23 protein-coding genes and 2 pseudogenes are annotated in these 21,968 nt (G+C 69.2%); 6 read left to right on the forward strand and 19 right to left on the reverse strand.

What is annotated here, in order from left to right; all coding sequences use genetic code 11:
• Nucleotides 1–126: 126 nt before the first annotated feature.
• From QUY26_RS21095 to QUY26_RS21125, 7 genes are all read right to left on the reverse strand, one after another.
• Entirely contained in the window at nucleotides 127–435 is a 309-nt protein-coding gene (locus QUY26_RS21095) for a hypothetical protein (protein WP_030363595.1), read from the reverse strand.
• 364 nt (nucleotides 436–799) lie between these two features.
• On the reverse strand, nucleotides 800–2,263 hold the full coding sequence (locus QUY26_RS21100; RefSeq protein ID WP_289948955.1) for a hypothetical protein: 1,464 nt from the start codon (nucleotides 2,261–2,263) through the stop codon (nucleotides 800–802).
• A gap of 682 nt (nucleotides 2,264–2,945) precedes the next feature.
• Nucleotides 2,946–3,626 carry a hypothetical protein gene (locus QUY26_RS21105; protein ID WP_289948956.1) on the reverse strand — a complete coding sequence of 227 codons (681 nt, stop codon included), beginning with the start codon at nucleotides 3,624–3,626 and terminating at the stop codon, nucleotides 2,946–2,948.
• A complete protein-coding gene (locus QUY26_RS21110; RefSeq protein ID WP_289948959.1) occupies nucleotides 3,626–5,902 on the reverse strand; it encodes a hypothetical protein in 2,277 nt (758 codons plus the stop codon). The genes QUY26_RS21105 and QUY26_RS21110 overlap by 1 nt, the downstream gene beginning before the upstream one ends.
• A 9-nt stretch (nucleotides 5,903–5,911) precedes the next feature.
• On the reverse strand, nucleotides 5,912–6,337 hold the full coding sequence (locus QUY26_RS21115; RefSeq protein ID WP_289948960.1) for a hypothetical protein: 426 nt from the start codon (nucleotides 6,335–6,337) through the stop codon (nucleotides 5,912–5,914).
• Between the two features lies 1 nt (nucleotide 6,338).
• Complete coding sequence (gene mycP / locus QUY26_RS21120) at nucleotides 6,339–7,592, reverse strand: type VII secretion-associated serine protease mycosin (protein WP_289948963.1); 1,254 nt, start codon at nucleotides 7,590–7,592, stop codon at nucleotides 6,339–6,341.
• A 48-nt stretch (nucleotides 7,593–7,640) separates the two neighbouring features.
• The gene (locus QUY26_RS21125) at nucleotides 7,641–7,838 is read right to left on the reverse strand and encodes a hypothetical protein (protein WP_289948965.1); all 198 of its coding nucleotides are present in this window, start codon (nucleotides 7,836–7,838) and stop codon (nucleotides 7,641–7,643) included.
• Between the two features lie 943 nt (nucleotides 7,839–8,781).
• On the opposite strand from QUY26_RS21125, the gene QUY26_RS21130 reads away from it, so the two are divergent.
• Nucleotides 8,782–9,141: a hypothetical protein gene (locus QUY26_RS21130; RefSeq protein WP_289948967.1), complete on the forward strand. Its 360-nt coding sequence runs from the start codon at nucleotides 8,782–8,784 to the stop codon at nucleotides 9,139–9,141.
• Between the two features lie 79 nt (nucleotides 9,142–9,220).
• Here the strand turns inward: QUY26_RS21130 and QUY26_RS21135 are convergent, their stop codons facing one another.
• A complete protein-coding gene (locus tag QUY26_RS21135) occupies nucleotides 9,221–9,772 on the reverse strand; it encodes a hypothetical protein (protein WP_354670700.1) in 552 nt (183 codons plus the stop codon).
• A gap of 430 nt (nucleotides 9,773–10,202) precedes the next feature.
• Between QUY26_RS21135 and QUY26_RS21140 the strand changes: the two genes are divergently transcribed.
• Nucleotides 10,203–10,673, forward strand: a complete 471-nt coding sequence (locus QUY26_RS21140; RefSeq protein ID WP_289948968.1) for a flavodoxin family protein — start codon at nucleotides 10,203–10,205, stop codon at nucleotides 10,671–10,673.
• Between the two features lie 48 nt (nucleotides 10,674–10,721).
• Here QUY26_RS21140 and QUY26_RS21145 read toward each other — a convergent pair whose 3' ends face one another.
• The 3 genes and pseudogenes from QUY26_RS21145 to QUY26_RS21155 form a co-directional block, all read right to left on the reverse strand.
• Complete coding sequence (locus tag QUY26_RS21145; RefSeq protein ID WP_289948970.1) at nucleotides 10,722–10,943, reverse strand: DUF397 domain-containing protein; 222 nt, start codon at nucleotides 10,941–10,943, stop codon at nucleotides 10,722–10,724.
• Entirely contained in the window at nucleotides 10,936–11,124 is a 189-nt protein-coding gene (locus QUY26_RS21150; protein WP_289948974.1) for a DUF397 domain-containing protein, read from the reverse strand. Before QUY26_RS21150 ends, QUY26_RS21145 begins: the two co-directional genes overlap by 8 nt.
• Nucleotides 11,125–11,134: 10 nt before the next feature.
• Nucleotides 11,135–11,557: pseudogene (locus tag QUY26_RS21155) on the reverse strand (DUF5753 domain-containing protein); the annotation flags it as partial.
• Between the two features lie 202 nt (nucleotides 11,558–11,759).
• Between QUY26_RS21155 and QUY26_RS41190 the strand changes: the two are divergent.
• Entirely contained in the window at nucleotides 11,760–12,056 is a 297-nt protein-coding gene (locus QUY26_RS41190; RefSeq protein ID WP_436840372.1) for a transposase, read from the forward strand.
• Between the two features lie 248 nt (nucleotides 12,057–12,304).
• Here QUY26_RS41190 and QUY26_RS21165 read toward each other — a convergent pair whose 3' ends face one another.
• The 7 genes from QUY26_RS21165 to QUY26_RS21195 all read right to left on the reverse strand — a co-directional run bounded on the left by QUY26_RS21165 (nucleotide 12,305) and on the right by QUY26_RS21195 (nucleotide 17,235).
• Complete coding sequence (locus tag QUY26_RS21165; RefSeq protein WP_289948976.1) at nucleotides 12,305–12,622, reverse strand: hypothetical protein; 318 nt, start codon at nucleotides 12,620–12,622, stop codon at nucleotides 12,305–12,307.
• 311 nt (nucleotides 12,623–12,933) lie between these two features.
• Nucleotides 12,934–13,428 carry a hypothetical protein gene (locus QUY26_RS21170; RefSeq protein ID WP_289948977.1) on the reverse strand — a complete coding sequence of 165 codons (495 nt, stop codon included), beginning with the start codon at nucleotides 13,426–13,428 and terminating at the stop codon, nucleotides 12,934–12,936.
• A gap of 95 nt (nucleotides 13,429–13,523) precedes the next feature.
• Nucleotides 13,524–14,774, reverse strand: a complete 1,251-nt coding sequence (locus tag QUY26_RS21175) for a DUF7224 domain-containing protein (protein ID WP_289948979.1) — start codon at nucleotides 14,772–14,774, stop codon at nucleotides 13,524–13,526.
• 2 nt (nucleotides 14,775–14,776) lie between these two features.
• Nucleotides 14,777–15,520 carry an ATP-binding cassette domain-containing protein gene (locus QUY26_RS21180; RefSeq protein WP_289948981.1) on the reverse strand — a complete coding sequence of 248 codons (744 nt, stop codon included), beginning with the start codon at nucleotides 15,518–15,520 and terminating at the stop codon, nucleotides 14,777–14,779.
• Nucleotides 15,521–15,960: 440 nt separating this feature from the next.
• A complete protein-coding gene (locus QUY26_RS21185) occupies nucleotides 15,961–16,191 on the reverse strand; it encodes a DUF397 domain-containing protein (protein ID WP_289948983.1) in 231 nt (76 codons plus the stop codon).
• On the reverse strand, nucleotides 16,184–16,378 hold the full coding sequence (locus QUY26_RS21190) for a DUF397 domain-containing protein (RefSeq protein ID WP_289948985.1): 195 nt from the start codon (nucleotides 16,376–16,378) through the stop codon (nucleotides 16,184–16,186). Before QUY26_RS21190 ends, QUY26_RS21185 begins: the two co-directional genes overlap by 8 nt.
• A gap of 11 nt (nucleotides 16,379–16,389) precedes the next feature.
• On the reverse strand, nucleotides 16,390–17,235 hold the full coding sequence (locus QUY26_RS21195) for a helix-turn-helix domain-containing protein (protein ID WP_289955881.1): 846 nt from the start codon (nucleotides 17,233–17,235) through the stop codon (nucleotides 16,390–16,392).
• Nucleotides 17,236–17,432: 197 nt separating this feature from the next.
• On the opposite strand from QUY26_RS21195, the gene QUY26_RS21200 reads away from it, so the two are divergent.
• The 3 genes and pseudogenes from QUY26_RS21200 (at nucleotide 17,433) to QUY26_RS21210 (ending at nucleotide 20,174) form a co-directional block, all read left to right on the forward strand.
• The gene (locus QUY26_RS21200) at nucleotides 17,433–17,852 is read left to right on the forward strand and encodes an ATP-binding protein (protein ID WP_289948987.1); all 420 of its coding nucleotides are present in this window, start codon (nucleotides 17,433–17,435) and stop codon (nucleotides 17,850–17,852) included.
• A gap of 69 nt (nucleotides 17,853–17,921) precedes the next feature.
• Nucleotides 17,922–18,923, forward strand: a pseudogene (locus QUY26_RS21205) (NlpC/P60 family protein); the annotation flags it as partial.
• Between the two features lie 546 nt (nucleotides 18,924–19,469).
• The gene (locus QUY26_RS21210; protein WP_289948992.1) at nucleotides 19,470–20,174 is read left to right on the forward strand and encodes a phosphatase PAP2 family protein; all 705 of its coding nucleotides are present in this window, start codon (nucleotides 19,470–19,472) and stop codon (nucleotides 20,172–20,174) included.
• An 85-nt stretch (nucleotides 20,175–20,259) separates the two neighbouring features.
• Here QUY26_RS21210 and QUY26_RS21215 read toward each other — a convergent pair whose 3' ends face one another.
• The gene (locus tag QUY26_RS21215; RefSeq protein ID WP_289948994.1) at nucleotides 20,260–21,843 is read right to left on the reverse strand and encodes an FAD-binding oxidoreductase; all 1,584 of its coding nucleotides are present in this window, start codon (nucleotides 21,841–21,843) and stop codon (nucleotides 20,260–20,262) included.
• Nucleotides 21,844–21,968: the final 125 nt, after the last annotated feature.

Raw genomic sequence — 21,968 nt, forward strand, 5'->3', positions numbered from 1 at the left:
GGTACGACGGTAGCCGGGCCGACTCCGACGCGGGCGCGGTGTGGTGACTGGACATCAGGGAGTTGCAACCTCAGCCGGTGGGCGCGTCGGACGGGGGAGAACCCGGTGGCAGCCGGGGAACGGGTGTCAGACCGCCATGCCGTACACGATGGTGAACAGCGTGCCCAGCGAGCCGATGATGAAGACGCCGGTGAGTCCGGCGATGATCAGGCCTTTGCCCTGTTCCGCGCTGAAGGTGTCGCGCAGGGCCGTCGCGCCGATGCGTTGTTTGGCGGCGCCCCAGATCGCGATGCCGAGGCACAGCAGGATGGCGACCGCCATCACCACCTCGATCATCACGCGCGCCTCGTTGCCCAGGCTCCCGAAGGGGCCCCAGTCGGGGGCGATCCCACCGATGATGGTGTTGATGTCGCCCTTCTCGGCTGCCATAAGCATGTGTAACTCACCGCCCCTAGTGGGTTGTTCTAGCGCCTCTGCCCGCCTCTGCTTACCCAGTGCAGAGGACGAGGCTCATTGTCGCTGACAATCGGTCCGGCGCGTGCCGCCTTGACGTCATTTGTTGGCCGACTTCGCACGTTTCGTCGTACGCAGCCCGCGTAGGCGGTCGGCGGCGGACGCAGAACGCTATACGCAGGAACGTATGGTCACTCTGTGTATCACGAGGGGTGACGCCGGGCAATGAATGCCCGGCGTGGCCACTGACGTCAACTCAGGCGAGCTCGGGGCGGGGCTTCCAGACGGAACGTCAGGTCGACTCGTCAGGCCGGCTCCGTGAGGTCGGCTCCGTGAGGCGGAGTCGTCAGGTCCGGGGCGCGAAGTCGCCGAGGCCGCCGCGGACGACGTAGGCGCAGTCCGTGTAGCGGTAGCCGCCCTGGACCTTGGCGCCGTCGCTGTGGTCGCGGACGAGGGTGCCGGCGCCGGTGCCGCGCTTGTAGAGGAAGTGGTACTCGCCGGCGGGCAGCCGCAGGGTCTTCTGCGGGTAGCTCCGGCCGCTGGCCTTGCAGGCCTTGGCGCGCCCTTCGGCCCTGCTGCTGTACGTGGTGCAGCCGAGGCAGGGGCCGAGTTTGACGCTGCCGGTGGCGGGGCCGGTGAAGAGGACCTCGACGGCGCTGGGGCCGTCGTTCTTGATGACGAACTCCTGGCCGGAGCCGGGTCCGCGCTGCGCGGGCAGCTTGCGGCCGGCCTGCGGGCGGGCGGCGGCGACCTCGGCGGCGATGGCGATGGTGCGGGCGCGCTGGCGCTTGCCGCTGTCCTTGTACGTGTCGGCGTAGCCGGAGAGGGTCTTGGCGGCCTCGGTGTAGCGGCCGTCCTTGAAGTCGTCGATGCCGCAGGCGTAGCTGCCGGACTGGATGGTGGCGGCGGTCTTCGCGCGGAGCCCGGCGGTGGCGCTGCCGGGCAGGGTGGCGGCGGTGGTGCGGATGGCGCGCAGCTCGGTGGTGGCCGAGCAGGGGTCGGGGCCCTTCAGCTCGTCGGCGCGCTCGTCGATCGCGGCGCGGATGCCGGGGACGACCTTGGCGGCGGCGTCGGACCCGGGGAAGGTGTTCATCAGCTCCCGCAGGTCGGAGCCGCCGCCGGTCTTGCCGAGGGAGGACATGCCGCAGGCGTAGAAGGAGTCGGCGAGGCGGTTGTCGGGCCAGGTGGCGAGGCGGCCGAGGCGGTCCTTGCCGAGGGTGTCGGGCAGGGTGCGCAGATACTTCAGCGGTTCGATGGCCTCGCAGTACTGGCGGTCGGCATAGGGCGCGGCGACGGACTTGTAGTACGTGTCGAGGCGGTCGGGGACGCGGTCGGCGGCGCGGGAGCCGGCGTGGTCGCGGACGAGGCCGCGGTAGATGCCGAGGGCGTCGCGGTACTCGCTCTCGGTGGTCGTGAACGGGCGGCCCTCCTGGGCCTTGACGAGCCGGTCGGCCTTGTCGAGGCGGTCGAGCAGCATCTGTTCGACGGCCTCGTCGCGCGCGGAGTCGTAGGCGAGCGCGCCGGTGGCGGGCACGGCGAGCAGGACGACGCCGAGCCCGGCGGCGACGGGGGCGCGCAGCCGCCAGCCGATGGGTGTGCGGCGGGCGCGGCGGGCGGCGTCGGCGGCGGCGAGCACCAGCACGACGGCGTACCCGAGGAGGGCGCCGCCGGGGACGCCGTCGACGTCGGCGGGCAGGGCGACGAGGAGCAGCGCGGCGGTGGCGGCCCAGCACAGGGCGGCGGGCACCCAGGCGCGGAGCAGTACGTAGCCGAGGCCGAGCCCGGTGAGGTTGAGCAGCGCGGCGGCCACGGGCCGCAGGGGCTCGGGCGGGGCGGGGTCGGGTGTGGGTGGGGTGGGGGTGGCTGGGGGTTCTAGGAGTTCGGGGGTGGTGTAAGGGGAGGCGGGTGAGGCAGGTGGTGTGGGCGGGGCAGGCGTGCCAGGCATGCCGGGCGGGGGCTGCTGGGGCGGGCCGTAGGCGGGTGGCGAGCCGTAGGCGGGTGGTGCGGGCTGGGCAGGCTGGGCGGATGGGGCGGGCGGGGTGATCGGGGCGTACGCGGGCGGTGGCGGAGGTGCGGTGGGCTGGGCGGGTGTGGCGGGCGGTGCGGGCTGCGTGGGCGTGGCTGATGGCGTGGGCGTGGCTGGCGTGGCTGGGGGCGGGGGCGGGCCGGAGCTGCCCTCGGCCTCGTCGTCGGGCCGCCGGTCCTGGGGTTCGCCGGGACGGCGGTCCTGGGGCTCGTCTCTGGGCTCGTCACGCGGTCCATCGGTTGCCAACGTCGGCTCCCCCTAGCCGTAGGGCGCACAGCTCCGAACACGGGCGTGCGCACGGGCCGACGCTCCCCATCCCCACAGGGTCGGCCCAACTCCCTAGCCTTCCGCCAAAGTTGGCGCTGCGTCAATCACCCGTCACGGGTGGTTTCCACTCCGGCGCACGCCCGGCGCTGCCTCCGCCTGAGCCGACTTGCCGCGTTCCGGCAAGCGCCCGTGGCGAAGGTCAGTCCTTGATGGATGAGGGGAGGGTCGTGGGGATCTGCGGATTGTTGGTGCATTTGAAGGCGTCGGTCATGACCTTGGCGGAGTGGAGGAGGAGCTCGAAATGGGCGTGGTAGCTGGAGTTGTTGGTAAGGGCGTCGGACATCCATCCTTCCAGCGTTATATCGTTCAGTTGTGAGGCACTCGCTCCGGGGATCCCGCATCTGACGTTGATGAAATACCTTCGCTTATCGAGGTGCCGACTTTCCCTGTAGGCGATCTTGACGTCCCGCCCGAGGGTGGCTGAACTCAACGAACCGTCAACGTCAGGGTATTTATCGAAGGGTTGCTTGATCGCGCTGTAGTCCAGCATTAAATCGTAGCCGACCCCGCGCTCCGGGTCCCATGCGCGGCACATGGAGGATCCTGAGATGCTTTGCTCGTCAACCAAGTAGTGTTTTTCAGTGGTGGCCAGCCTACGGAATTCTGCACGCGCATAGGAAATCTTCTCGGAGGTTTTCGGGTGCACCTTGGAAACTGCGTTGTGTTCCTTCAGCCAGGCCTTACCCTCCCTTCCGAGGAGCTTCTCGCATGGCCTGCTCTCGTCGAGAGTGCGGTCTGGCTTCTCATCGCTGCTGGTGCAGCCCGCCATGGTGAGGAGTGCGAAGGTCAGGGCGAGCGTCGTAAGGCGGAGGTTCCGCATCAGTGGCCCCTCGCCTCGTCGGTGTCCGTCTCATCGCGTCCACCACCGTATTTGAGCTCCAGGTTGGGCATGTATTTTTCCATTGGTTTTCCGACGAGCCCTTCGGATTGTGCGTAGTTGATGATCGGAGCCATGGCATTGCGCCGTCCCTCCTTCTTCGCGTCGTCGATGCTGTCAACCGCCTGCTGTCTATTGTCGTACTCGTCCGCCTTCAGCCAGTCGAAGGTATTCGCGCTGAACGTATCCGCGGCCCCGCCCCCAGCCTCGAACGCGAGAGGGACCGCGATGGCGGCAGCTGCTCCTGCGGGGATGACGGTGGCTGCCCCCACCCCAACCACCGTGCCGATGGCGGCGCTTGCGGCGAATTTCCGCCATTCGGCTTGATTTTCCAGTGCCTCGTTGCGTTTGTCCTCTTCGTCGGCGAACTCCTTTCCGATGGCCTCGATCCGGGCCTCATCAAGCGCGCCGTGCACCTTCATGCTGTATCCGGCTGCGTTCATGGCGGCGTCGTGGTCGTTGCCCTGAGCCGCCATGAGGCTGGTGCCGTAGACCTGTTGGGCGCTGGACACCGTCGCGTACGAATCCTGATCCGAAGCCAGAGCGCGAAGGAAGTTCTGGGTTCCGGATCCAAAATCGACCAGGTGCTTGTTGTTCGTGTCGAGCAGCTCATCGACTGTCGTCACACCACTGCTGCCCCCGAAGTCGGCTACCGAGCGTGTGATGCTGTCGACATGCCCCGCAGCCATCCGCGCCAGGCTGTCCCGCATCCCGGGCTGCCCGTCGATCGCGTCGGCGCTGTTGTAGTGGTCAACAACCCGCCTCATGAGGTCAGTTCGGTCCTGGCGTGCTTCGATTTGCGCGTCCGTCTTCATCGGGGGGATCTCGGGGGTCTTGTCGTCATACGCGTACCCGAGGGTCGCCGACTCCAGCGCGTGCCCGAGGCTCGCGTACCCGGCCGGTTTGCCGTCCTCGCCCTGTGGCCACGAGCGGACGTCGGGTGCGTTGGCCTCGTCGCCCTTGGCGCCCACCAAGTAGTCGTAGTTGTCGATCGGTTCAAGGCCCTCACCCTGCGTGGAGCCCTTGAAGAACGCGGCTGAGGCGCCGGGGTTGTGGGCCAGGCCCTCCAGGAAGCCGGCGATGGGGTCGTTCGGCTTGTCCGAAGGCGGGTAGTCGAGCCGGCTGTCGAAGCCCCAGAGGTTTCCGGGGTTTCCGTAAGCGGGGCTCTTCCCCTTCTCCCGCTCGAACTCGATCAGTTTCGTGCCGTAGTCGTTGAGGAAGCCCGATGCGAACTTCCCCTTCTTCATGAGGCTGCTGGCGATCTGGAATCCGTAGGGGCCCTGGATTCCGTCGGGCAGCGGGAACTTCTTGTCTCCGGCCGCGATGACGTCGCGTTTCCATTCGTCCATGGCCGGGGTGTCGACGTGGGTGGCGTTCGCCAGCGACATGCTGAAGTTGTCCTGGACGTGGGCCAGCATCTTGGCCCGGTCGCCCTCGACGTCGGCGCCGGGCGGGTCGGCGAGGTCGCGCCAGAACCGGAGGGTTCCCTCACCGCCCAGACTCGTGGCGAGCGTGGCGGTGAAGGCCTTGTTGTCCCGCTGGTTTCTCAGCGACTCGTTGAAGCGGGCGAGTTCCTTGTCGCTCCACTCGCTGGGATCGCCCTCCTTGATCTTCTTCGCCCAGTACTCGGCTTCCTTCTTGCCCTGCCTGGCGTCCGCCTCGCCGAGGTTCTTGGGGCCGCCGGTGCGGAAGTCGTGCTTGTTCTTCGCGATGCCGCGCAGGGCCTCGGCTGCGATCCGGTCGGTCTCGGTGGCTTCCCACAGGATCCGGGTGACCCGCTCGGCCGCGGCGTCCAGCTCCGCTTGGCTGGGCTTGTCCGTGATCTCGCTGCCGAGCATCCCCTTCGGGTGGGCGTAGCGCGCCGTGCCGTCCTCCTCGTGGCGGATCCGCCGTGTGCGCCCGTGGTCGATGGCCGTCTGGAGGTCGCTCTTGTGCTTGGCGAGGTCGCTGTGCGTATCGCGCAGCAGGCCCAGGACCGTCTTCGCCTCGGCGGCCGCCTGGCTGAACTCGCGGCTGGTCTTGGTGATGAACTCCCGGGTCACGGTGGCGTTCACGCCGTGCCAGTCGGCGGCGCCGGCCTGCTGGGCCAAGTCGGCGGCGGAGATCCCGTCCTTGCCTTCGGCCAGCCGCTGCAGGCGCTTGGCCATGGTCTGCCAGTCGGTGACGGCTTCCTGCAGTTTCCCCAGGCGGAGTTGAAGTAGATCCGAGACGGTCAGCATCAGTTCCCTCTACGTGAAGTACTTCGAGATGGCCGAGGCTTTGATGGACGTCGCGACCTTGTCCTCGTCCTTGGCGTGCTGAGAGCGCGCGAAGTCCAGGCCGTTGGAGATGTGGGCGCAGGCGTCCTTGAGGACCTTGGCCTTGCTGTTCCACGCGTCGTGCAACTCGGTGAGCGCGGAGCCGGTGTCCAGGCCGTCGTTCCCCAGCTCGACGGAGGCGTCGAACGTGGCCTGCCGGGCGTGGTCACTGTCCACACGGAACCGCTCCCGCAGGTCGTACGCCATGTTGCCGAGCTTCCCGAGCACGTTGTCGTGAACGACGAGGTCCTTGCCACCCCCGCCCCCGGGCCCGTCGGGCAGCTGGTTCAGCCGCATCCGGTCGGTCTGCCGCTCAGCAGCATCCGCTTTGAGCTGCTCCCACTCTTCCCACGCCATGTCATGGCCTCCCGAACACGTTGGGGGGCGCAGCGGCCCGGCGCCTGCGGGCGACGGCCACCGCGGCGACCACGCCGCCGATCAGCGCGGCAGCGCCGACGCCCAGGCCGATCTTGGCTGTTGTGCCGATGCCGCCGCCGTCGCCGTCGCCGTCGTCGGACTCGTCCTGTGCCGCCGATCCGGGGGCGGTTGACGGGGTGGGCGACGTGGCCTTCGGCTTGGGCCCGGGCTTGGACTGCTTGAGGTCCGGCAGGGGGTATTCGTCCGGTGCCCCCGGGTTACCCGGCTTCTCCAGGGCGACCCGGGGACGCACGATGCCGTAGCCGATGGAGTCATTGCGCTTCGCGCCGTCCGTGGGGGCGCCGATGGTGTTGAGCATGACCCGCAGGACCTGGTTGTTGGTCCAGTCGGGGTGTTTGGACCAGATCAGGGCGGCGCTGGCAGAGGCCAGGGCGGTCGCGGCGCTGGTGCCGTGGCCGTTGCAGATGCCCGTGCCCGACGCGCACGTCGTGTAGATCTCGTCACCGGGTGCGGCGAGGTCCACCTGCGGGCCGTACTGGGACTCCTTTGTCTTACGGAGGCTCTTGCCTACGGCTCCGACGCCGACCACCCCCGGCGTACTCGCTGGGTAGCGAAGCTCCGAGATCCCCTCGTTGCCGACTCCGGCGAAAACGAGCGAGCCTTTGTCCAGGGCGTACCTCACTGCGGCGGTGAGGTGTGGTGACCCCTTGACCAGCGCCATCGAGATGTTGATGACCTTCGCACCGTGATCGGCTGCGTAGCGGATGCCACGGCTGAAGCGCTTGTTGTCCCTGATGATGTGCTGATTGGAGTTCAGCCCGTCATCCTGGACTCGGATGGGGAGAACCTTGGCACCCGGTGCGAGGCCAAAGGTGCCGTTTCCACCGCTTCCCTTTCCTGTTCCTGCAATCAGCATCGCCATGTACGTTCCATGGCCCTTCGGGTCGGCGTGCTCATCCCCTGCTCTCTCCGGCGCCAGGTCCATGCCCGGAAGCACTTGGCCCCGCAGATTCGGCAAGTCGGCGTTGACACCCGTGTCGATGACAGCGACGGTGACGCCCTTGCCCGTACTGGTCTGCCACATCTTCTCGGCTTGCATGGCGTTGAGGTGCCACTGCTTGTCTCGTACGGACTCCGCGTGAGCGGGTGTGGCCGCGACGCCTGTCAGCAGGAGGCTCACGGCACCCGAGGCGACGGTCCGCCACCGTGTGTGGTGCGGTGTCCTGGCAGCCATCTGCTCTCTCATGACCTCGTGGTTTCTGAGTGGGGGGATCACGGTGATTCAGTCGATGACGGGCGGGACGACCCGGCGGCCGTCCGGGCGCCAGGTGTCCTGGTCCTCGGTGAGGTAGTCCGGTCTGCCGTCTCGTTGCTCGTCGCGTCGTGAGCGTGAGGGCTGCGTCGTGTTCGGCGGCATGGCGCCCCGCATCGGTCCCTGCCGTCGGGGCTGCCCGCCCGCGATGCCGTTGGGGGCACTCATCGGTCGCTGTCCCGCTGCCGCCCCTCGTCCGGCGCCCGGTCCTCCCGGGCCCGTCCCCGCGGGAGACCCGCCGACGACCGCACCTCGGGGCATACCGCCAATCGGCCCGCCGGGGACGGACGGCGTGGGTCGACCGCCGACGATGCCGGGGCCGCTCGGCATACGTCCAGCGGGCGGGCCCGCAGGGGGAACCCTGGGGGTGCCCCCGACCACCGGTTGTGCCGGGCCCGTCGGGCGCGGAGGCAGAGGCTGTCCCCCACTGGGCGTACGCCCGGGAGCCGGTCCCACAGGCCCACCACCCGCCGTCCGTCCGGGAGTGGGCCCTACCGGACCACCACCCGCCGTCCGTCCGGGAGGAGGTCCCACCGGGCCGCCCCCAGGCGGCAGAAGTGAACGCCCCCCGGGTCCAACTGGCCTTGGCCCCGGCGGAGTCGTGGGGTTCACCGGGGGACTCGGTTGCCGTCCCGAAGATGGCGGAAACAGACCTATGGGTTGCGCCGTCCCGTCGGGCCTGACCGGGGTCGACGTGCCACCGGAAGGGGAGGGCGGAGGTGCCGTCGGGGCGTCAGGAAGCGGTCCCGTACCGTCGACTCGGACGCCCACCGGGCCCGGGCCTTGAGGCATCGGCTGTGGGCCCAGGCCCGTTGGCGCGTCCGATCCGCCTCCCGACCCGCTGGGCCCGGATACGGCAGCCGGCGGCCGGGACAAATCTTGATAGGGCACCTCACGCGCAGGCCCACCCGCTGACCCTCCGCCAGACGGCACGGCACTGCCTCCTCCGCCAGGCGCCACCACAAAGACGCCCGGCACCGGCGGCGGCGTAACCTCCGGCGGCAACGGCCGAAACCGAGGCCTCTCCAACCCCTCCAACTGCTGCGCCGCCAACTGATACGCCTGCCCCAGCTTCCGCATCTCCGCCGCAGCCTCCTGGCGGACCTTCTCCTTGGCTGCCTCGATCCGCTCCAGCTCCCCGGCCGACTTCGCGCCCACCGCCCGCGCGTCCGGGTCGTTGGGGTTGGCCTGCGCCGCCGCCAGGTTCCCCTCCGCGCCGCCCTTGTCACGCGGAATCGACGCCTGCGCGGTAGCAATCGCCTCCGACGCCCGCGTCAGCCACTTCGCCGACGCCTCGCTGAAGTCACCCAGGCGGAGCGTGGAGTTGGCCAGATCCCCGCTCCACGTACGGAACGCCGTCGCGCCCTCGCCCTTCCACCGCACCCACTGCGGCCGCACCTTCAACTCGTCCGCGATCTTCCGGATCTCCGCAGCCGCAGCCACCAGCCGATCCGCGGCCGCCTGGACCTGACCGGCGTTCGCCTGGTCCAACCACGCCAGCATCTGCTCATGACTCATCGACTCAAACGACGTGCTGCCCTTGCCGCCCATCAGATCGACCCTCCCGCGTCCCCTGCCGGATCCTCCGTACGCCGGTCCGCCCGGCCCGGCTCCTGCCCGGCGCCAGCACCAGCCCCGCTCCCGTACCGCTCAGAAATCCCCGCGCTGATCTCCGCCATGCGATCACGAATGTCCTCATCCACGTTCCGGTAGCCCTTGTGCGAGGCGAGGACCGCGATGCCCATCCCCTCCATGGAGTCGGAGAGGAGTTTCGACAGGCCCTCCAGCTCCGTGAGCACCGTCCCGTACGCACCGAACAGGCCCGCGGCCTCGGCCCACGCCCCGTCCCCACCACCGAACTGCGGCCGCCCCAGCTGCTCTTGCCCCACCTTGGCCGGTCCGGCCGCCGACCCCTTCAGATCACGGATCAGGTCATCGACCCGCTTCTGGAACACCACGAACGACGACAGCTCCGTGGCCACATCCACCACAGCGTCCGTGATCCCGTCGAAGGGGTTCGCGGACCAGAACGAACCGTCTGACCCACCCGACCCGCCGCCCGACTTCCCCGCCCCCACCGGCCCCACCCCCAGTACGACCACACGGCCCAAGCTCGATCACGCAGCGAGCGCATAGCTATCGCGAACTACCGGGCAACTCTAGTCACTGGGTATGACAGTTCGTATCTGAACGATCACTCATACGATCAGATTCAGGCCAGCACGAGACACCCACGAGGCCCGCACGGTGCCTGCCAACGGAGCTCAGCACACGGGACCTTGCACGTTCCAGGACATTCGCACCGGTACACACGAGGCCAAACACCATGCGATATCAGCCAAAGCCCGCCCCTCCTCAGCTTGGCGCGGCGGCTTCGCAGGTGGTACCCGTCGACACTCGCCGCCATCTACGGGGCCGCACCCATCCCCGCCCCGGCCCTCCATTCGGTGTGCCTGTCATCACACCCGAGTGGTGTCACGCCTGATGTCGCTGCGGTGTCTCATGACAGAAGCGAGAGAAGGGACCGTAAAGATGAAGGCCGTCATCGTGTGCGCCTCCGTGTCGCACGGCAATACGCGTCGTGTCGCCGACTGCATGGCCCAGGTGCTGGGCGCGAAGGTCGTCTCCCCCGAGCAGGCGGACCTGGCGGAGCTGGCCGATGCCGACCTCGTGGGATTCGGCTCGGGCGTCTTCTATCAGAGGCTCCACCCCCGCCTGATCAACTTCGTCAAGGCGCTGCCCACCGGGCGGGGCCGGGCATTCGTGTTCGCCACCAGCGGCCTTCCCGAGCTGCCGCTGGCGCCCTTCTCCCGCCCCTTGGTCAAGCTCCTGGAAGGCAAGGGCTTTGAGGTGGCCGGAAACTTCTCGTGCCGGGCGTTGGACACCATGGGGCCCTTCAAGCTGGTCGGCGGCATCCAGAAACAGCGGCCGAACGACGGGGACCTGGCTGCCGCGCGGGCGTTCGCCGCGCGGCTGAGGGACGGGCAAGGGCCGGTTTCCTGACACGCGCCGCGCCGCGTCGCGTTGCCGGGAGGCGGCAGGCAGCGCGTACTAGACCTCTTCAGCGAAGTGGTCGAACTCGCCTGCCTGTACGCCGAGTACGAAGGCGTCCCATTTCTTGCGGGTGGTCGTGACGACGTTGTCCGGGGCGTCGGTCGTGCGCAGGTAGACGGCGTCGTCCGCGCCGAAGGCGAGTTCGATCCAGGGGTCGGGGCCGTCTTCCTCTTCGGGGGCGGTTCGGGTCCAGTCGAGGTCAGGGGGCACGTCAGGCACGGTTGGGGCTCTCCTTTGCGGCGCGGAGGAGGGCGGCGAACGCGGTGCGCGGTGCGGAGAGTATGACTGGGGCCGGGGCGGCGCTCTCCGTGAGGCGGATGTTGTGGGCATCTGCTGTGGACACGTGTATGCAGGAGTTGCCCTCGGAGCAGTAGGACGACTTCTGCCAGGGGGAGTTCATCGGTACTCCTTCACAGGTCTTGCATGATGGTGAGGATCAGGTCCCGGGACTTGGCGGGGGAGAGCGCGGCGCTCTCGATGCGCTCGAAGAGAGTCCTGTACTTGTGAAGTTGGGCCTCGGCGTCGAGGAACGCCAGACCGTGGGACTGGTCCAACTGAACTGTGTCCAGCTGCGGCACCGGTCCGTTCACGAAGTAGATCGACTGCCCTGAGCCCGGGTAGGCACCGGCGTCGAAGGTGATGGCACGCACGGTGACGTGGCTGCGTTCGCTCATGTCGAGGATGTGCTGAAGCTGTTCGCGTGCCGTCGCCGGACCGCCGACCTTCATGCGGAGCGCCGCCTCGTGGATGACGGCGTGATACGGCGTGGGAGTGTCCGCGTACAGGATGGCCTGTCGCTTGATCCGGAACGAGAGCCTGTGTTCGATGTCCGGTGCCCCGCCGTCGAGGCCAACCGCCGAGACCTCCGCCTCTACGCTGATCCCGGCGGACTCCCGGGCAGCTAGGGCCTGTTGCGAAATGAGATCTTGGTCGTAGATGATCACACCCTGTGGGACGCGGAGATCTGACGAACGGCCAGTGGGCCCGGCTGGAGCCGTTGTTGCCGCAGGGCATCAAGCCGGGCCGGCCGCAGGTATGGAGGAGCCGCCCGGCGGAGTCTCCGTCGAACCGGTTGACCACGGACTCGGCCGGTCCCGTGGCGGGCTGACCTACAAGATCCACCTCGCGGTCGAGCAGGGGCAGAAGCCGCTGTCGGTGGTGATCACAGCTGGGCAACGAGGGGATTCGCCGCAGTTCGAGCCGGTCCTGGAAGCTGTCCGAGTGCCGCGGTTAAGGATCGGCCGACCGCGCAGGCGACCGGACCGGGTGCGGGCCGACAAGGCGTACGACTCCCGCAGCAACCGTGCTTACCTGCGCAGACGCGGGATCTAGGCCACGATTCCGGTGCCTGCGGACCGGGTCCGTAACCGGCTCAAGCTCGGATCGCGCGGCGGGTCGGCCACCGACGTTCGACAGGAACGACTACAAGCAGCGGCACGCCGCCGAGTGCGGCATCAACCGCCTCAAGCGCCACCGCGCCGTCGCCACCAGGTACGACAAACTCGCCGTCCGCTACGAAGCAACCGTGCTGGTGGCAGCCATCACGGAATGGCTGTGAGGGACACGCCTACCGACGTTACTTACGGCTCGTACAGCGGCAGAAAATGGATGACCGCTTGCTCGTAGGGGTGGGCATCGCGGACAGCCCGCTGGACGGCGCTGGCCTGATCCGCGTCACAGACCGATTCGATCCGGCACTCTTCGCTGTGCCGTACGAGACCGACTTCACCGTCGTACGGCTGCGCGCCAGGCAGGGCCTGCCAGCTGCCAGTCACCTTCCAGACGCTGGAACACCTTGCGTACTCGCCCACCCGCCCCGCACCGGCCGCGTGGAGAGCCTCGATCACCACTTCCGCATGACTCTCGGGGACGGATATCTCGATCTTCAAGCGCGTCATGCCTGGACCCTAGCAACCCGTGCCACCAGCACTTTCGCAACAGGCTTTAGGGGTGGTTGATGGTGCGTAAGACATGGCTGCTCGCGGCCGTCGGGCCGTAGTCCGGCGGGCGGTTGGGCCGGGCCGTACGGGGGCTGGTGCGGGGGCGGCGGAGAGCCGGCTCCCCCGGCCGCCAGGCGCAGATCGAGTGGGCACACCACTCGTGGGCGCCTCCCCTGCGCCCGCCTCCCATAACCTCTGCCAGAGGTGGCGCTCCGTCAAACAGCCGTGACGGTCGGTTTCGGGTCGTCGACGATGTCGAGCCTCCGGTGCTACGTGCCGGAGGTATCGCTGTGTCCCCGTTCGCGCAGGAGAGGCGGGCGGAAGGACAGGGCGAGACCGGTCGCGAACAGGAGGGCGGCGCAGCTCGCTGCCAACGGGGCGTCACCGTCTTGAAGGGGCCAGGCCCACCAGGCTGGTTGGCCCGCGTTGCCTCCGATCGAAACGACGGCGAACGGCAGGAAGGCGGTCAGGCCTGTTGCCGCCTGCGGCGTCGAGAGCCAGCGGACCAGCAGGGCGAAGCCCAGATAGCCCGCCAGGTTGCGGGCGACGGCGACACCGTCGGGGACGACGACCGAGGCCATGGACATACAGGCGACCATCCCCACGGCGAGGCACGCGTCCATGCGGCGTACAGGCCGGGCTGCGACACTCTCCGACACCCGGTCGGTTCGCGCCTGACCGTTCAGGACGAGCAGTGTGGGAAGCAGCGGCACGAGGTAGCGGAAGGGCAGTCCGGTGGTGAGGCCGCCTATGACGGAGGGCACCGGAACCTCGGAGTTGGGAGCGAGGGCTGCGATACATCCGACTGCGAGGAGGGAAGCGAGGGCTGCGGGGACGGCCCTGACGCGGAGCCACCAGATCACGCGTCACCGCCGCTGTGGGCGTCGGGGTTCAGCTCGGGCTTGACACCGCAGCTGGTGAGTGCGGCGCGGTTCTTCTTGTACCACTGTTTCTGCGCCCGTACGGGCTGCTTCCGCACCCGGTGGACCAGCGCCAGCGTCCTGCCGCCGTCGTCGAAGCGTCCCGCGACGTCCGCCGTGCGCGCTCCCGCCGTCAGCTCAAGCCAGGCAGCGAGGGGCCCGTATGCCGATTCCCCGGCCCAGGAGCCCTCATCGGCCGCACAGGCGGGTGTTGTCTGCGGCATAAGGGCGCTGACCAGCGAGGCGACCACGTCGGGTCGGGTCGGGTGGGAGTACGCGGGTGTGTATGTCCGGGGCATGGCGATCCCTGCCTTCCTCAGGCGTCCTGCGCTGTCCTCCACCCAGGTCCGGAACTTCTCGGCGTCGTCATCCTGCTCGGGCCAGACGCACACCTGCGGGGACGTACCGGCACAGCTGAGTGCGGCGGTGTCCCGGCTGTCCGTTGGGTCGTAGCCGAGCGGATCCACCATGGGTACGGCGACCAGCACGGCCAGCGCCAGCGGCAACAGCCCGGCGAGACGGGCCGCCCACGCCCGCACCACGATGGCGACGACCGCGGCCACCAGCAGACCGGTGGCGACCAGAGCCGGGCCGACCAGCGCTCTGGTGTCGAGTGTCCGGTCGTAGGCACAGCACTCGGCGAGGTTCGTGCCGTTCAACTGGCGTAGCCAGAAAGGCTCCAGGGCGACGGGGTACGATAGCCACAGGAACGTGGCCACTGCGACCGCCGGAACGGCGAGCACCCCCGGGAACAGCCAGCCCACGGCGTATCCCGCCAGGGTATAGGCGAGGATCATCAGGCACAGCAGCCCGATCACCCGTGGGTCTGGGGCTCCCGGCGCGCCTGCGGCCCATTCGGAGACGCAGACAAGCGTCCACAGGACGCAGGCGAGTCCTGCGCCCCACACGGTACGCAGCTGGGAGAGCGCGACCACGATCGGAGTGCGCACGGGAGCCCCGGCACCGTCCGCGATGCGTGAGCGCCGGAGCCGGACGGCCTCCCAGGCCGCGGCCGCCGCGCTGAGCGCGACCGCGACGATGCCGATGGTCGTGGTCTGTGCGGTGGCGGCTTCCCAGTACCGGTCCGTGACAGTGGAATCCGGCTGGTGGGCGAAGAGCCACATCCATACGCATGCGGGCAGCAACCCCCACAGGGCGCCTGAGGTGCGCAGCAGCGCGCGCCATGGCATGCTCAGACCTCCCCGTGCACGAATCCGGCGTACGCGGCCTCCGCGAGGCGCCCGGGGGCGGCGTCGGCGGGCGCTGTACGGAGGAAGTCCGGTACCGAGCCCTGAAAGCGCACGTGCCCTTGGTCGAGCACCACTACGGAGTCAAAGATCTCGGCGAGGTCCTCGGTCTGGTGTGTGGACACGACGAAGCTCGTGGTGGGTGCCAGTTCTCCCAGCAGGTCGCGGAACACGCCCCTTTGATGGGGATCGAGCCCGGCGGTCGGCTCGTCCATGAGTACGACCTCGGCCTTGTGGACGAGCGCCTGCGCGATGCCTAGCCGCCGCAGTTGTCCACCGGACAACTGCCGCCCCGTACGGTCCGTCAGGCCACCGAGGCCCACTCGGTCGAGGGCCTCCGCAGCGGCGTCCCAGGCAGCGGGCTTCGACATGCCCTTCAACCAGCCCGCGTAAGCGACCTGCTCCCTCAGCTTGAGCCCTGCGACGGGGCGCACCGACTGGGGCAGCCAGCCGACGCGGCTGCGGTAGGTCCTCAGTTTCGCGCGGGAATCAGGAGTGAGGCCGTGCAGGCTCAGTCGTCCGGACCGGGGAGTGAGGGCCGTGGCCATGACTCCGAGCAGCGTTGACTTGCCGGCACCGTTGGGGCCGAGCAGCACGGTGCAGCCAGGGCCGAGGGTGAGGGTGAGCCGGTTCAGTATGTTGCTGCCGCGTCGGTAGCCGAATGTGCAGCGGGATATTTCCAGAGACATGTGACCTCATGAAGCGGAACCGGGGGCTGCCCCTGGGCGTGGGCAGCCCCCGGCTGATGGATCAGGGGCCCAGGACTTGGCCCGGTAGAGGGTGAGAGGACCCAGGAACCCGCTGCTGCGGTCGGAGTCACAGCCCTTGAACCGGACCTTGGTGTGATTGCTGTCCCTGCGGCTGTCGTGCCAGCGGCTCGACTCCTGGTCCGCGCGCCACCCCTTGCGCCGTGTTGCGGCACGGCCGGCCGTGTATGTGATGCCCGCCCCGGTCGTTTTCCCTGGCCGGGGCGGGCATCACCCTTCCTCAGGGCATACATCCCAGGCAAGCCGCATCATTTCGCACGGGAGTGAAGAAGGCATTCCGATTGTGCGCAGAGTGACATCTTCTGGTCGAGGGGGGAGGTTCTTACGCGCCTCGTCTTGCCAGCGACAACCAGATGTAACGGTCAGTCATCTCCGATGCCTGCCACGAAGTGATCGAACTCACCCGCCTGTACACCCAGCACGAAGGCGTCCCATTTCTTGCGGGTGGTCGTGACGACGTTGTCCGGGGCGTCGGTCGTGCGCAGGTAGACGGCGTCGTCCGGGCCGAAGGCGAGTTCGATCCAGGGGCCGGGGCCGTCTTCCTCTTCGGGGGCGGTTCGGGTCCAGTCGAGGTCAGGGGGCACGTCAGGCACGGTTGGGGCTCTCCTTTGCGGCGCGGAGGAGAGCGGCGAACGCGGTGCGCGGTGCGGAGAGCATGACTGGGGCCGGGGCGGCGCTCTCCGTGAGTCTGACCTGGCCGGTCGGGCTGGCGGACACGTGTATGCAGGAGTCGCCCGAACCGCAGTAGGACGACTTCTGCCAAGAGGTGGGCTCGGGCATCTCGTTTCCTTTCACAGGTCGCCAAGCAAGTTGAGGATGAAGTCACGGGACAGTTCCGGAGTAAGAGCCACGCGTTCCATGCGGTCGAGGAGTACGCGGTACATCTGCAGTTGGGCTTCCGCGTCGAGGAAGACGGGGCCGTGGGACTGGTCGAGATGGACTGCGTCGAGTTGAGGCACCGGACCGCTGGAGTAGAAGATCGACTGCCCGGAGCCGGGGAAGGAACCGGCGGCGAAGGGGAGCACCTTCAGCGTGACGCGCTCGCGTTCACTCATGTCCAGTAGGTGTCGGAGCTGCCCCTTGGCGACACCTGCTCCGCCGAACTGCATGCGTAGGGCGGCCTCGTGGACGATCGCCAGGTAGGGCGTCGGTGAGTCTCTGAAGAGGACGGCCTGCCGCTTGATGCGGAACGAGACGCGGTGCTCGATGTCAGGTGGCGAGAGCTCGGGCACGACTTGGCGGAACAGCTCGCGGGCGTGATCGGGGGTCTGCAGCAGGCCAGGGATGTGCACTGTGATGGCTGTGCGTAGCCGCCGGGCGTGGTGCTCGACTTCGGCGAGGTCGAGCAGCGCCGCGGGAAGGATCTCGCGGTACTCCTCCCACCAGCCGCGCGTGCGATCGGCGGTCATGATGCTGAGGGCTTCGATGAGGGCTGCGTCGGCGCACTTGTAGTGGCGGGCCAGCGTACGCACGCGTTCGGGGCTCACGCCCACGCGCCCCGCTTCCGTGTTGCTGATCTGATTCTGCTTCACCCCGAGCAGTTGACCGGCCTCGGTAGCGGTGAGCCCTGCGCGCTCACGGAGTTTGCGCAGTTCGGCGCCGAATCGGAGTTGACGACCCGTTGGGTTGCTTCGCACGGGCTTGCCCGCCTCCTTGATGCTCCAGGTCACTCACACGGGTGGCAGTTAACGGCAATCCTCAGAATCGGTTAACCCGTTAAATTCTGCGCCGCTACCTTATAGCCGGGCCCCCACCCCAGAAGCACCCCGCTCGACGGAGCGGCAACGGTCACTGGGCACGACCCCGCAACTCCCCTGCGTGAACGGAGACTTCCATGACCACCGTAAACCCGTCCTGGGCCTACGCCCTCCACCTCCCGCACGATCCCCGCGCACCGGGGGTCGCCCGCGCACACGTACGGGCCGTGCTCGCCGCCCATGGGCTCACCGAACTCACGCCGACCGCCGAGCTCCTGGCCGCCGAGATGCTCAACAACGCCCAGCTGCACACCGAGGGGGCCTACGGCCTCGGGCTTCAGCCTTCCGCCCCCGATGGGGTCCGCGTGGCCGTCTGGGACAGCAGTCCCGTCGTCCCGCCGGGGTTCGGGGCGGCGGTGTCCCCGGACGGCGGCACGTCCCCGCAGTGGGCGGAGGCCGGCCGGGGGCTGTGCCTGGTGCGCGCGTGTTCCCACTCGTGGGGCGCGTACGCGAGTCCGGGGCGCGGCGGGAAGCTCCTGTGGGCCGCGTGTTCGTAAGCCCCTCGCCAGGGGCCCCGCCTCTACACTGGCTCCGGCGGACTCCCGGGCGGCGAGGGGTGGTTGACGGTGCGTAAGGCATGGCTGCTCGCAGGCGTCGCGTTCAGTGGGTCCATGGGGTTCATGATGCTGCTCGTCGTCGGGACCTTCGTCGCGGCGGGGAGTCTTGCCGAGCAGTCGGGCGGTGGGGGGAACGTCGGGCTCGCCAAGGGGGCCGTGCCCGCCTCGTACCAGCCGCTGGTGCAGAAGTGGGGCAACCTCTGCAAGGCGATCAACCCGGCCCTGCTGGCCGCCCAGCTGTACCAGGAGAGCGGGTTCAACCCGCGTGCGCAGAGTCCGGCGGCGGCGCAGGGGATCGCGCAGTTCATCCCCGGCACCTGGGCCTCGCACGGGCTCGACGGGGACGGTGACGGCGACCGGGACGTGTGGGACCCCGAGGACGCCATCCCGTCCGCGGCCTCCTACGACTGCAAGCTCGCCAAGTACGTGAAGGACGCGCCGGGCGACCCGACGAAGAACATGCTCGCCGCGTACAACGCGGGCGCCTACGCCGTGATCAAGTACGGCGGCGTGCCCCCTTATCGCGAGACGCAGAACTACGTCAAGATCATCACGACGCTGGAGAAGAGTTTCGCCAGGCCCATCGACCGGGTGGACCCCTCGCAGCAGGCGGCGGGCGCCATCTCCTACGCGCAGAAGAAGCTCGGCACCGAGTACCTGTGGGGCGGCAACGGCACCGCCGACCAGAACGGCCGGTTCGACTGCTCGGGCCTCACCCTGGCCGCGTACCGCAGCGTCGGCGTCGACCTGCCGCGCGTGGCCAACGACCAGTACAACGTCGGGCCGCACCCCAAGCGCGACGAACTGCTCCCCGGTGACCTGGTGTTCTTCTCGGACGACCTCAGCAACTCGCGTGCCATCCGGCACGTGGGGATCTATGTGGGTGGGGGCTACATGATCGACGCCCCCAGGCCCGGTGCGGTGATCCGCTTCGACCCGATCGATACGCCGGACTACTTCGGAGCCACGCGAGTCACCAAAGATGGCGCAAAAGCGATCCCCGAGAAGCCGGTGGAGAAGTTGGTGGAGCGGCCCGGAGAGAAGCCGGAGAAGTCAGAGAAGCCTGTGAAACCTGATGAGTCGACGAAGCCGGAAGAGGGCTCGGGCGTGGATCCCGAAGGCGGGCCCGCCGAGGAACCTTCCGGTTCGCCTTCGGGAGGGCCCACCGGCCGTCCCTCCGGGCGACCCGCGGACGAGGGCGCCGAGGCCTGACCCGGGCCCGCGCCGCCGACTGTCCCGCCGGAGAGCGGAGGGCGCGCGCACGGCGCGCGCCGCGTGATCTGGCTGGAACCATCCGCCGGAGCAACCCCCTGAGCTGCGGCGATGAATCTCTCTTCGATAACGTCTGAGTGATCTTTCGGTGGAGAGTGGAACGTATGGAAGGGGACCAGGCGTTCCCTTGTCTGGTACGGCACGTACGCGAAGAACAGCGCCATGGACGCGAAGGCAGCGCGGGGAGCACTGAACCAGCGGCACGACTGCACTGACCACGGGGGTTGATGGAAGGGCGCACGACCACGTGCGCTCGCGAGTGAGAAGACAAGGGGCCGCAGCATCATGGCTGGACTCGATGATTCCGGGTCGAACCCCGACGTCAGCCTGCTCTACGACATCAACGGCCTGGCCGAGGACGCCCCCGGCTGGCTCGCGCGGACCATGGAGTTCGTCGGTGAGTACGGACTCCTGCTCGCCCTGGTCCTGCTCGTCGTGTGGTGCTGGTGGGGAGCCCGCCGCCGCCCGGTCCTCGACGACGCGGCCTCGTCCGTCGCCGCCGTCGTGTGGGCGCCGCTCGCCGCAGGTATCGCCGTCCTGGTGAACGTGCCGATAAGAGGCTTCGTGGAGCGCCCGCGCCCCTTCGTGGACCACCAGGGCCTGGAGGTCCTGGCCGACGGCAAGACCGACTACTCCTTCGTGAGCGACCACGCGACGCTCGCCATGGCCATCGGCGTCGGCCTCTTCGTCGCCAACCGCAAGTTCGGCATCGCCGGCATCGCGCTCGCCGTCGCCGAGGGCTTCTGCCGGGTCTTCATGGGCGTGCACTACCCCACCGACGTCGTCGGCGGGTTCGCGCTCGGCACGGCGGTCGCGCTGCTGCTCTCGCCGCTCGCCATGGCCCTGCTGACCCCCGTCACCAAGGCTGTCGCCCGCTCCAAGAAGGCCTCCCGCCTGGTGTGGCGCGGCCCCGGCGACGTCGAGCCGGTCGCCGCCCTGGCCGAGCAGGAGCCCACACCGGGCTCCGACGAGCGGGACTTGGCGGCCTAGCCGGGAGCGGGGCTTGGCGGCCTGGCCGGAGCGGGACCTCGCGGCTCAGCCGGACCGAATCCGGCGGCCCGGCCAAGGGGAGCGGTCACAGGGCCTGGGGGAACGAGAAGAAGCGCGTCGGGTCGTACTGCTTCTTCAGCTTCTTCAGGCGCGGCGCCGCCTGCCCGTAGTACGCCTCCCGCCAGTTGGTGAGCGTCGGGTCCGCGTAGTTCTGGTACGCCGCCCCGGACGCGTACCGCCGCATCCCGGTGTGAGCCGTGTTCAGCCAGGACTGCGCGGTGCTCCCCGAGGTGCCCGCGCGCCAGGACACGATGTACTGGGCGAGCATCCGCGAGCGGCGGTGGACGAACGCCGTTGCCGTCGGGTCGACGCGGTTGATGGCGCCGCCGAGCGCGGTCAGGGCGATGCTGCCCGCGGTGCCGCGCTCGCCCCGCACGCCCTCGATCTGGTGGAGCAGCGCGCGGATGCCCGCGGCGGACAGGGAGCGGTCGAAGAAGTCGGAGCGGGCCGCGTACGTCTCCCGGCCGAGCGCGCCGCTCGGCGTGCGGCCCGGCGTGGAGCCCGGCAGATGGCACTGGGCGTCCGAGGCGAACGACGAGCAGCCCGCGTACACCTCCATCGCCTGCTCGTAGGAGCGGCGCTTCAGCGAGACGCTGCGCGCCGGTGAGCCCACCTTGTCGGCGAGCCGGTCGACGGCGTTCTGCAGCGAGCCGTACGTGCCGAGGGAGAACGCGGCGACGGAGATGGTGGGCGTGCCGCCCGGCACCGCCGCGAGGTGCGCGGAGGACCAGATCTCGTCCGGCTGCGAAGGCCCCCACTCCTGCCAGGCCTTGAGGACGGCGGCGGCCTTCGACCAGGGCCAGGTCAGATACGCGGAGACGGCCTGCGGGGCGGGGTGGGTGCGGAAGGTCAGCTCGGTGACGATGCCGAACTGGCCGTTGCCCGCGCCGCGCAGCGCCCAGAAGAGGTCCTTGTTCTCGCTCTTGCTGGCTCGTATGCGCTTGCCGTCCGCCGTGACGAGGGTCGCGCCGGTGAGGCTGTCGCAGGTCAGGCCGTAGGCGCGGGAGACCACGCCGTGGCCGCCGCCGAGGGTGAGGCCGCTGATGCCGACGGTCGGGCAGGAGCCCGCGGGGATGGTGACGCCCTTCGCGGCGAGCGCGCGGTAGACGTCGATGAGCTTGGCGCCGCCGCCGATGGTGGCGGTGGTGCCACTGGAGCGGACGCGGTTCAGCTTCGACACGTCGATGACGAGGCGGCCCGTGCCGGAGGACCAACCCGCGTACGAGTGGCCGCCGTTGCGGATGGACACGGGGGTGTCGTGGGCGCGGGCGTAGGCCAGGGTGGTGCGGATGTCGTCGACGCCGGCGACATAGGCGACGGCGGTCGGCTTCAGGTTGTCGAAGCGGGTGTTGTAGAGCTGGCGGGCGGTGGCCCAGGCGGCCTCGTTCGGGCGGACCAGGGTGCCGTCCAGGTCCCGGGCGAGGGCGGCGAGGTTGGCAGGGGCGGAGGCCGCGGCCGTCCTGATGGGCGTGGTGGCGGTGCTGGTGTGCGCCGTGGTGGTCGTGGCGGTGCCGCTCGCCCCGCTGCCGGAGTCCGCGCCGCTGGTGCAGGCGGTGGTGGCCGCCGCGAGCGCGGCGGTCGTCGTTCCGAGGAACGTACGTCGTTGCATGAGGCCCTCCCGTTGCTTCCCGCACAACGAGACGGCGCGGGTGCTTGCGGGGTTCCCGTCGGCGTGCGCCGTGAACTCACCGGCGGGCGCCGCGCACGTGCGGCTCGGTGGGCGCCGTGAACTCA

This window comes from Streptomyces flavofungini (genome assembly GCF_030388665.1).
GTDB classification, from domain to species: Bacteria; Actinomycetota; Actinomycetes; order Streptomycetales; family Streptomycetaceae; genus Streptomyces; species Streptomyces flavofungini_A.

Excerpts from the sequence above, each read along its gene's own strand:
- QUY26_RS21095 (WP_030363595.1), bottom strand. The coding sequence starts at position 435 with ATGCTTATGGCAGCCGAGAAGGGCGACATCAACACCATCATCGGTGGG.
- QUY26_RS21105 (WP_289948956.1), bottom strand. The coding sequence starts at position 3,626 with ATGCGGAACCTCCGCCTTACGACGCTCGCCCTGACCTTCGCACTCCTC.
- QUY26_RS21110 (WP_289948959.1), bottom strand. The coding sequence starts at position 5,902 with ATGCTGACCGTCTCGGATCTACTTCAACTCCGCCTGGGGAAACTGCAG.
- QUY26_RS21115 (WP_289948960.1), bottom strand. The coding sequence starts at position 6,337 with ATGGCGTGGGAAGAGTGGGAGCAGCTCAAAGCGGATGCTGCTGAGCGG.
- mycP (WP_289948963.1), bottom strand. The coding sequence starts at position 7,592 with ATGGCTGCCAGGACACCGCACCACACACGGTGGCGGACCGTCGCCTCG.
- QUY26_RS21125 (WP_289948965.1), bottom strand. The coding sequence starts at position 7,838 with ATGAGTGCCCCCAACGGCATCGCGGGCGGGCAGCCCCGACGGCAGGGA.
- QUY26_RS21140 (WP_289948968.1), top strand. The coding sequence starts at position 10,203 with ATGAAGGCCGTCATCGTGTGCGCCTCCGTGTCGCACGGCAATACGCGT.
- QUY26_RS21150 (WP_289948974.1), bottom strand. The coding sequence starts at position 11,124 with ATGAACTCCCCCTGGCAGAAGTCGTCCTACTGCTCCGAGGGCAACTCC.
- QUY26_RS41190 (WP_436840372.1), top strand. The coding sequence starts at position 11,760 with ATGGAGGAGCCGCCCGGCGGAGTCTCCGTCGAACCGGTTGACCACGGA.
- QUY26_RS21165 (WP_289948976.1), bottom strand. The coding sequence starts at position 12,622 with ATGACGCGCTTGAAGATCGAGATATCCGTCCCCGAGAGTCATGCGGAA.
- QUY26_RS21175 (WP_289948979.1), bottom strand. The coding sequence starts at position 14,774 with ATGCCATGGCGCGCGCTGCTGCGCACCTCAGGCGCCCTGTGGGGGTTG.
- QUY26_RS21180 (WP_289948981.1), bottom strand. The coding sequence starts at position 15,520 with ATGTCTCTGGAAATATCCCGCTGCACATTCGGCTACCGACGCGGCAGC.
- QUY26_RS21190 (WP_289948985.1), bottom strand. The coding sequence starts at position 16,378 with ATGCCCGAGCCCACCTCTTGGCAGAAGTCGTCCTACTGCGGTTCGGGC.
- QUY26_RS21200 (WP_289948987.1), top strand. The coding sequence starts at position 17,433 with ATGACCACCGTAAACCCGTCCTGGGCCTACGCCCTCCACCTCCCGCAC.
- QUY26_RS21210 (WP_289948992.1), top strand. The coding sequence starts at position 19,470 with ATGGCTGGACTCGATGATTCCGGGTCGAACCCCGACGTCAGCCTGCTC.
- QUY26_RS21215 (WP_289948994.1), bottom strand. The coding sequence starts at position 21,843 with ATGCAACGACGTACGTTCCTCGGAACGACGACCGCCGCGCTCGCGGCG.